Source organism: uncultured Methanobrevibacter sp., assembly GCF_947170395.1.
Taxonomy (GTDB): domain Archaea; phylum Methanobacteriota; class Methanobacteria; order Methanobacteriales; family Methanobacteriaceae; genus Methanocatella.
In genome coordinates this window covers 1-3,189 of record NZ_CAMVTE010000070.1, presented here as the reverse complement: position 1 = coordinate 3,189, position 3,189 = coordinate 1, and the positions used below count along the sequence as shown (strand labels likewise).

Below are 3,189 nucleotides of genomic sequence, written 5' to 3'. Positions count from 1 at the left end.
AATTATTTGAATTAAGATTCCGTAAATTAAGTGATGAAGACTTAGATAGAATTGTTGGAGAAACTGAATTTATAAAAGATGGATTAGTTTCAATTTTCAATTGTATTATTTTCTTAAAAAAAATTATTGATGCTGGTACAAAAGAAAAATTCCAAAGAATTAAAAAAAAAGAAGGTATGGGACTTTTCCGTGTTTTAGACAGAGCCAACTATAAAAGAAAAGCCAGACCATATTCAGACAAAGATAGAAATAAATATGCCAAAATCATCAACAAAGTTTTAAAAGATGATCCAGATTGCAAAAACAAAATTCCAATCGATACAACAAACAATGAATTATATGACAAATTAAGAGATGGAGTCATTCTTGCCAAATTAGTTAATTTATGTGAACCAAATACCATAAATGAAGACGAAATAAAAAAAAATGATGATATGAATGTATATGATAAATATGCCAATTTAGAAAAAGCAATTAAAGGAGCTAAAGACATGGGAATTCAATCTGAAACAACCCCAGATGATGTCTTAGACAAAGACAAAGCAAGAGACAATGATTTATTAGGAGAAATTTTAGCAAGATTGAATACTAAAAAAAAGGACATCAAAGAAAACCCAGAAACTCAAAAAATTGCCGAAGGTGGAGAAACTCCAGAGCAACTTGCAGAATTGCCAGTAGAAGATTTCCTCAAAAAATGGGTCAATCATCATTTAAAAGAAGCCAATCACCCAGATCAATTAAACAATTTCTCTGATGATGTTAAAGATTCAGAAAAATATACTGTCTTACTTAATCAATTAGACCCCAACCAATGTGATAAATCAGCTCTTGATGAAAGTGACCCAGTTGCCAGAGCTCAAAAAGTACTTGATAATGCTAAAAAATTAGGATGCGAAACTGAAGTTACTCCTGAAGATTTAGCCAGCGGAAATGAAGCTATGAATAGATTATTCACCAGTGATTTATATAACGCTTTAGCCAATGCAGGTCCTGATGATTATGACAAAGATCTAATGAAAGCCTATATTGACACTATTAATAAAGAACTTTGCGATGATGCTCAAACCAAAAATAAAATTCCAATTGATAAAGATAACGAAGAAGTTTTCGATAAATTAAAAGATGGTGTAGTCCTTGGAAAATTAATGAATTTAGCTGACAAAGATGCAGTAAATGAAGATGACCTCAAAACCGGAGATGATTTATCAGATGACGACAAAAGCAATAACTTAGATAAAGTTTTAGAAGGAGCTGATAAATTAAAATGCCCACATAAACCAACTAAAGGTGATATTTGCAATGGTAAAAAAAAGAAAGATCAAGACTTATTAGGAGATGTTCTCGCTAGAGTCAAAGTACCCCCAAAAATTATTAAAGATGATCCAGATGCAGATGATTTAGTGCAAGGAGATGAAACAAAAGACGACTTAGCCAATAAAGTACCAGTTGATGACTTCCTTAAAAGATGGGCTAATAAGCATTTAAAACTTGCCGGTTCACCAAAACAAATCAACAATTTCGATGATGATCTCAAAGATGGAGAAGTATATACTATTTTAATGAATGATATTGCCCCAACAAATTGTGACAAATCTCCTTTGGATGAATCTGACTTAAATAAAAGAGCCGAAAAAGTTCTCGACAATGCCAAAAAAATTGGTGTCGATACTGCTGTTACCCCAGAAGGAATTACCAGTGGTAACCCAGACTTAAATAAATTACTCTTAGGAGAAATTTACAATGCTTATGCTAATCCATTCGATGAAAATGAAAAAGAATGCTATTGCAAAATGATTAATAAAATATTAGCTGATGACCCAGATTTAAAAGAAAAATTACCATTAGATCCTCAATCCAACGAAATTTTCAAAAAAATGAAAGACGGTGTAATTTTAGCAAAATTAATCAATGTTGCCGCCCCAGGAACTGTTGACGAAAGAGTCATTGTCAAAGACCCTGGTATGACAAAAGCTGATAAAGAAAACAACTTAAACTTAACTATTAACTCAGCTAAATCAATTGGTTGTTTAATTGAAGCTACTGCTGATGATGTTTTAGATGAAATCAGGACTAAAGATATTGATTTATTATTCCAAATCTTAAAACCAATTGCATTCAAAAAAATTTCTGTTCAAGATTTCCCACAATTACTAAGATTAAAAGAAGAAAAAGAAACTGATGAAGAATTATTAACATTTGGACCTGAAGATTTCCTCAAAAGATGGTTCAATTTCCATTTAGGTAAAGCAAACCATCCCAACAAAGTCACAAACTTCGGAGAAGATGTTAAAGATTCAGAAAAATATACAATTTTATTAAATCAATTAGATCCCAACCAATGCCCTACTGATGGATTAAATGAAGCTGATTTAAAAAAAAGAGCAGCAACTGTTTTAACAAATGCTCCTAAAATTGGTGCTACAGTATATATCAAAGATGAAGATATTCCAAGTGCTAATGAACACTTAAATACATTATTTACTGCTGAATTATTCATGGCTAATAATGGTATGGGAGAAGCCACACAAGAAGAAAAAATGACTGCAAATAAAATCTTACAAGATGACGACGAAGGTGGTCGTGAAGAAAGAAGTTTCAGAACATGGATAAATTCATTAAAATTAGAAGGAGTTAAAAAAGTTAATAACTTATATGAAGAATGCAGAAGTGCTATTTTATTACTTAAAATGATTGATAAAATTAAACCAGGTACTGTACAATGGAAAAAAGTTGAATTAAAAACAAAAAATCCATTTAAAATTGGTGTTAACTGCCAAGAAGTTATTGATGCCTCAAAAAGATCTGGATATAGTATTATTAGTATTGGTAATAAAGATATCCAAGAAGGTAAAAAGAAACATATTTTAGCTATTGTATGGCAATTAATGAGAGCACATACATTAAAAATTATTGGAGAAAAATCTGAAGAAGAATTAATTGCATGGGCTAATTCAAAAGTTTCAGAAGGAAGACAAATTAAATCTTTAAAAGAAAAGAAATTAAATGACGGGTTATTCTGGATTGAATTATTAGCTTCTATTGAACCAAGATGCATTAGATGGGATTTAGTCGTCAAAGAAAACTTGGGAGACAAAGACAGAGAAATGAATGCTAAATATGCTCTTTCGGTCGCTAGAGGACTTGGTGCTATGATTTTCGTTGTTTGGGAAGATATTACTGAAGTTAAAA

The 3,189-nt window shown here is 31.0% G+C and carries 1 protein-coding gene; it reads left to right on the top strand.

What is annotated here, in order from left to right; translation table 11 throughout:
• Nucleotides 1-3,189 (top strand): hypothetical protein (locus Q0W04_RS10575; protein ID WP_298503090.1); only part of this gene is annotated, 3,189 nt, incomplete at both ends.